This is a genomic window from Planktothrix sp. FACHB-1355 (assembly GCF_014748295.1).
Lineage (GTDB): Bacteria > Cyanobacteriota > Cyanobacteriia > Cyanobacteriales > Aerosakkonemataceae > Aerosakkonema > Aerosakkonema funiforme_A.
In genome coordinates this window covers 1-6,124 of record NZ_JACJUP010000316.1, presented here as the reverse complement: position 1 = coordinate 6,124, position 6,124 = coordinate 1, and the positions used below count along the sequence as shown (strand labels likewise).

The following is a 6,124-nucleotide window of genomic DNA, read 5'->3' as shown; positions in this document are numbered from 1 at the left end:
ATCTGAAATCTGAAATTTACCTACAGTCCCGTATTTTCCCCAATACGGTGTGCCTTAATCAAATTAGTAACTCCAGAGAGAGGTAAAGGCAAACCAGCAGTAATTACAACTATATCTCCCAGAGAAACAAATCCATTTTCAACGGCTGCTTTCTCCATTGCGGCAATCATTTCGTCAGTGTTATCACCCACCTCTAACCGCAAAGATTGCACGCCCCAATAAAGAGCCATTTGCCGCTGTACGTGTTCTTCTCGCGTGATCGCAATTACCGGAATTGACTGGCGATATTTAGACAGAAGTCGAGCAGTAAAACCATGCTCGGTAAAACAAATAATCGCTTTGGCGTTAATATGTTCTGCCAGCTGACAAGCAGCATGAGCAACAGAGTTAGCGATCCCGTGTTCTCGCACTGTTTCGATGTATTGAGGAGAAGAAATTAAATTTGCTTCCACCGTTTCAGCAATGCGAGCCATCGTCCTTACTGCGTCCACTGGATAAGCGCCCACTGCTGTTTCTCCGGAAAGCATGATGGCGTCGGTGCCATCAAAAATGGCGTTAGCAACGTCAGAAACTTCTGCTCTAGTGGGGGTCGGATTTTGAATCATCGACTCCAACATTTGGGTAGCCGTAATAACAGGCTTGAGATGTCGGCGGCAACTTTGAATCATCGATTTTTGAATTAAGGGAACTTGCTCCAAGGGAAGTTCAACGCCCAAATCTCCCCGCGCTACCATGAGGGCATCAGCGGCATCGACAATGCTTTCCAGATCTTCTACGGCTTCGTGACGTTCGATTTTGGCAATAACTTGAGTCATTTTTTCTTTACGTCGCACCGATCCTCTCACTTCTTTAATATCGGCATCTTCCCTCACAAAAGAGAGGGCGACATAATCTATATCTTGGGATAATCCAAATGTTAAGTCGTGAATATCTTTTTCAGTGAGTGCGGGGGTAGAAATAGATGAATAGGAAAGGTTAATTCCCTTGTGACTTTTGAGGGGGCCACCTTGAATAACTGTGCCGTAAATTTCATTTTTTGTAACTCGGTCTACTTTAATGCGGATCAATCCGTCGTTAATCAGGATAGGTTCGCCTTCTCTGACATCAGAGGAGAGGTCTTTGTAGGTAGAACTAAACCGCTCGGCGTTACCCAGAACTGGAGCCATAGTTACACAAGTTTTCTCGCCCGCACGCAGAATTACACCTTCTTCCATATCGCCGACGCGGATTTTTGGGCCTTGTAAATCCTGAAGGATAGCGATCGGTCGGTTGAGTTCTGCTGCAACTTCTCGGATTAAATGAATGTTTTTTTGGTGAGTTTCGTGGTCGCCGTGGGAAAAATTTAACCGCGCTATATCCATGCCAGCTTCTACCATTGCTTTGATAGTTTCGTAATCCGAACTGGCAGGGCCAAGGGTGCAGATAATTTTGGTATTACGCATGATAATTTTGAGGATTTTAGATTTTATATTAGACGGAAATTCCTGGTTTGGTTTTGTAATCGTCTAATGAAAATCTAAAATTGCTGGGTAAATGAAATTCAAGTTTTGAAAATCTAAAATTAAAGCTTGGATTAGTGAGGGTTGATAGCAGCTTTGGGATAAGCAATGCGTTTGTGATGAAACTGTTGCCATACTTGCACAAAGATTTCAGCAATTTGGGGCATTTCTTCTCGCTTCAGTCCTGAATCTACGAGTTGATTATCTTGCCAGCGAGCTTTGAGTATTTTATTCACGGTTCCCAAAGCGTCTTCGTAGCTGGCATCTTTGAGACTGCGTAGAGCCGCCTCGCAGGCGTCTGCGAGCATAACAATACCTGTTTCTCGCGATTGCGGAATTGGGCCATCATAGCGAAAATCAAATTCCGATACGGGTTGTTTGGATTCTTGCTCCGCTTTGTGATAGAAATACGCGATCGAAATCGTGCCCTGATGTTCTGGAATAAAAGCTTGTATTGCTTTGGGCAAACGACAGCGACGCGCCATCACCAGCCCTTCGCTGACGTGCTTTTTGATGATTTCCGCACTCTTCCAAGGGTCGTCGATTTCGTCGTGCTTGTTTGGGCCTCCCATTTGATTTTCGATAAATCCTTGGGGGTCGTGCAGTTTGCCGATATCGTGATACAGAGTGCCGGTGCGGACTAACTCGACATTACAACCCAAAGCTTTGGCGGCGGCTTCTGCGAGGGTAGCGACAAACAGGGTGTGCTGAAAAGTGCCTGGGGCTTCTTCGGCCAAACGCTTGAGGAGAGGTCGGTTTGGATTGGCGAGTTCTGCCAGACGAATGGGAGTTACCAGGTCGAAGAGGTGTTCCAGGTAGGGACTCAGCCCCAAAGCGACAACGCTCCAGGCCAAACCGGTGAGACTGTAGAGAGCGGCGTCTGCGAGTACGCTGTACCAGACGGAACCGATCGCAGCACTGAGCATGAGATTGAGGATAAGGTAAACGGCTCCTTCTGTTAAGCCTACCGCGACACCTAAGAGAGCGAGTTCTTCACGCGATCGCAGTCTTCCCGCCATTAAGCTGCCCAGTATACCACCGGCAGCGCTGGCGAGGAGATGCTCCCAGCCAATTTCCATACTGATGGGCAGTCCTATCGAGATCAACCCTACAGCGCTTGCGCCCAAAACGGAACCGTAGAAGCTGCCCACCAATAAGCCAATTGCCGGCAAGCTGGTGTAAGGTACACCCAAACTTACCAACAAAGGCGCACTAAGAGTGAGAAGCAGTATTAAGATCTGGTCTCGGCGGCGCAGTCCGGGGTGAAATCGCCTTTCCAGAAGCCAAAAAACACTGACAGCTCCGCTGACGAGGACACCACACCCGATCAAACCCTGCCAGTTAATACCCCGGCGGCTCAAGCCGAAATAATCGAGTAGCACAAAATCGGCTTGGGTAATTGTTTCGCCTGCTTGGACAATTACTTCACCTTTCCGCACTTGGATGATTTCCGGTTTTACCTGCCGTGCGGCTTGTTCTGCTTGCTGCCTTGTTTGTTCGGGATCTTCCTTTAAATTTGGCTGCAAAGCTGCCATGAGGATCTTGGTTGCCAGAGGTTGTGCCGCTGGAGATATCTCGGCTTTTACCTGCATACTTACCGCTCGCTCCAACATCTGGGTGGGTAAGCCGGGGTGAATGCCTTGGATCAGAATGCGCTCTGCCACTTGGCGCAGACCATCTTGCATTTTTTGCCAAGCTGCATCCGACAGTTGTAATGCAGAGGTATCTTGTGCAGTTTGATTTTCCCAGGTCGGCTTGTCTGAGAAAACAGCTACTGCTTGGGCATAAAGCTGGCGAACGAGTGAAATTTTCTCAACTAGCGCGGATAATTCTTCAGACGAGGTAGAGCGTCGATAGGCTTGCAGTTCGCCAACGGCTCGTTGCTGAATTGGCGAGAGAGAAGCAGTGGGTAAGGGTGGCAAGCTCAGGCGCTCTTGAGAATTGGGAAGCCTCTGGCCGTTCGCGGCTGCTAGCACCATCCGCCATTCCCACTCCTGGCAGTCGCGCAAGTAAACTTGGGTGCCAAGGGATAAAACAGAGGTTTTGGTAAAGGGAAATGGCCCTGGAAGTTGTCTTGCTGTGTCGATCTGGTTGATGGCTTTTTGGAGATTCTGGTAAATCTCTTCGTTAACAGCCGGATCGATCTTTAAAACGGGGAATAAACCTCGGCGAGCTGCTTTTCGTTTTGCTTCCGTGGTTTTGATATCTTCAACGCTAGCGTCAAAAGGTGCCCTAATTGTTGTGGGAGCGATCGTGTCAACATCGAGTTTTGGCTGGTTGTAGAAGCGATAGCCCAAACTGGTGGTGAGGGACACTACTGCCACAATTAATGCTATTGGGGGGCGATGAGATTTATAACGACGACAATTGGCCCCTAACGAATACTGACTGGGCAGCGATCGGATCGGAGAGAGATTGGTTGCTAACAGCGAACCGGATAATTGTTTTAGCAAAAGACTTCCTAGAAATCGGCTATTACCTATGCTTTCTGGAGGCGCGATCTGCTGGGGAGAAGATTGCCCCTCCCTGGAGAGCCGATCGGAGCGAACGCTAAGGTCAAGGCTGGAGGAAAGCGATAGATCTGGAGCAGGCTGAGGCCATCTGGCTGCGGCACGGGGACGGGATCGCGTCCCCACAAAGGTTTTCGCGGCACCGTTTACCAATCTGCCGTGCCCTGGGGGCAAGCTTAGCACCGATGCGCTACTACGGACGTAAATACCGCAGGCTTTACGGCATCGCAGATATCGGTGGAACGCAACTCGCCGCCATTGCTTGAGCTGCTGTGTCAACGTGGTCAGCGTTTTCATGTAGGAGCGGCTGTGACACCCTGAATTTGGTAGCTCGTTTCTCAATAGGGTGATCTTAGGCGTTATTATAAAGGTCTGCTAACAAAACTGGGCTCTACCACTAGGGGGATCGCAAGTGGCAGGGGTTTGACATAGCGATCGGGATCGTTTTTGCCAGCCCCTTGCACTTCATACCAGTTCGGTCACCAATGCCTTTATTCAACTGTGGCCCGCACAATAGAGATTTGTTGAGCAACCAAAACCTAATTTAGCAGAATAAATGGGAGCCTGAAAGGCACATTAAGGTAAGGACACTAATGCAGTCCTTGGTTACGTTGGCTAAAGCATGAACTGGGGAGTGTCAAAAATATATAGGGCTCATGCAAAGAAACCCGGTTTGGATGAGAACTCACTGAATTTCACGAGCTTTAGATGTCACATGAAACCGGGTTTCGACACTTGTGGTAAATCAATCCCAATATGGTTCTTTGACCTCAAGTAAGCACATCAGAGATACTCTCGCAAGAAATCAAAGGAATCGTCTTCCCAGCAGGGTTCTGGCCATAACAGGAGCAGGTATTTGCTGATATCTGTTTCGATTTCGTCGCTATCTTCGCGATCGAACAGTGCTGCCAGAGCTTTCGTGTCTCCCTCTCTCAAAGAGGTCAAAGACGGGGTGCAGCCATCCAGCGTTGCAGAGGATTCTGTGCTGAGTGTGGCGGAAACTTCGTTTTCGGTCTGGTTGACCCGTTGCCAACGGGATGTTCTGGCAGGTTTAGAAGTTGTCACCTTGCGGCTAAAACGGATTAACTCTGCCAGATCTGAGGCACCCTCGTCACTGGATGTGCTGATAAACATTTTTATTTAAACGACTCAATCCCATTTACAGGTATGAGCCTTTCGCCCTAAAACTTCATTTTTCTGGGAAAGTACGTGAAGTTTGGGCACCCTGATGCTGTTGACTGACTGTGAAGTTTTATGTTGGTCGCAGGCTCATCGGTTTGCTTGGACATTCAGTGTTCTCAATATACATCTACCAGTAGAGAGATGCACGGATTTAAGGTAATTTTTCAGATGTGGGCAACTGTCGAGCTCTAGAACTGGTCTGTTTCTGGTGCTGGCCCAGCAGTTCCGGGTTGATTGAAGAAGCGGTTCTTATCAGTGTCGGTTTGATAGAGGCAGTCAATTTTAGGGGAATTTTCCAAATTATTCGTGAAACCAAAGGTGTTCATGCGATTTTTACACTGGCGCACTTGCTCTCCGTTTACCAGCTTTCTGCTCTCCAGAATTGCCCAGTTATTGCTTCGCAGCACGCATCCTGGTTCCATACGCGGCTGGGTTACGTACACGGTGAAGGGATTTAACGTTACAAAGGTACGGGTTTCTGTGACTATGGCGCTAGCTCCATACTGAGCGCAAATATCAGGGTTAGGTGCAGTGCGGTCAATGACTTCGCGGGATGCGACGTTGGCTGTACTTAAATTGGCATTGGTCGTAAAAGCAATGCCGACCCCCACTCCCAAGATGAAGACGCCGCTGAGTATTGCGAGGGAGGTATAATTGAAGGCTCCAGATTTGGAGGAGACGGAACTGGATTTACGTTTCATAGTTACTTTAGCGGTGTATCAGATGCGACGAGGAGTTACGGTTGCAAGCTGCAACGCAAAATAAGAGACAACTGCGGACATTTCCAGTATGCCGTTAATTTTCCGAAGCTAGTGCCGTTAGGTGAAAGTCAAAAGTCAAAAGTTAAAAGTCAAAAGTCAAAAAAAAGAGGCAGAGGGAAGAGGGAAGATGGAAAAGATAAATTGTCTCAATCCCCCACTCCCCCACTCCCCC

General features: G+C 48.4%; 4 protein-coding genes. All 4 read right to left on the bottom strand.

The features are described from left to right. Window positions 1-20 precede the first annotated feature (20 nt). Window positions 21-1,442, bottom strand: a complete 1,422-nt coding sequence (pyk, locus tag H6S82_RS14705) for a pyruvate kinase (RefSeq protein ID WP_190466954.1) — start codon at window positions 1,440-1,442, stop codon at window positions 21-23. 131 nt (window positions 1,443-1,573) lie between these two features. Continuing rightward, entirely contained in the window at window positions 1,574-4,306 is a 2,733-nt protein-coding gene (locus H6S82_RS14700; RefSeq protein ID WP_190466957.1) for an HD family phosphohydrolase, read from the bottom strand. A gap of 486 nt (window positions 4,307-4,792) precedes the next feature. Continuing rightward, window positions 4,793-5,143: a hypothetical protein gene (locus H6S82_RS32775; RefSeq protein WP_199315374.1), complete on the bottom strand. Its 351-nt coding sequence runs from the start codon at window positions 5,141-5,143 to the stop codon at window positions 4,793-4,795. A gap of 236 nt (window positions 5,144-5,379) precedes the next feature. Continuing rightward, window positions 5,380-5,892 carry a DUF3172 domain-containing protein gene (locus tag H6S82_RS14690; protein WP_190466959.1) on the bottom strand — a complete coding sequence of 171 codons (513 nt, stop codon included), beginning with the start codon at window positions 5,890-5,892 and terminating at the stop codon, window positions 5,380-5,382. Between the last annotated feature and the right edge of the window lie 232 nt (window positions 5,893-6,124).

What these genes read in the sequence shown, in the direction of transcription:
- pyk (WP_190466954.1), bottom strand. Translation starts at nt 1,442, where the DNA reads ATGCGTAATACCAAAATTATCTGCACCCTTGGCCCTGCCAGTTCGGAT.
- H6S82_RS14700 (WP_190466957.1), bottom strand. Translation starts at nt 4,306, where the DNA reads ATGAAAACGCTGACCACGTTGACACAGCAGCTCAAGCAATGGCGGCGA.
- H6S82_RS32775 (WP_199315374.1), bottom strand. Translation starts at nt 5,143, where the DNA reads ATGTTTATCAGCACATCCAGTGACGAGGGTGCCTCAGATCTGGCAGAG.
- H6S82_RS14690 (WP_190466959.1), bottom strand. Translation starts at nt 5,892, where the DNA reads ATGAAACGTAAATCCAGTTCCGTCTCCTCCAAATCTGGAGCCTTCAAT.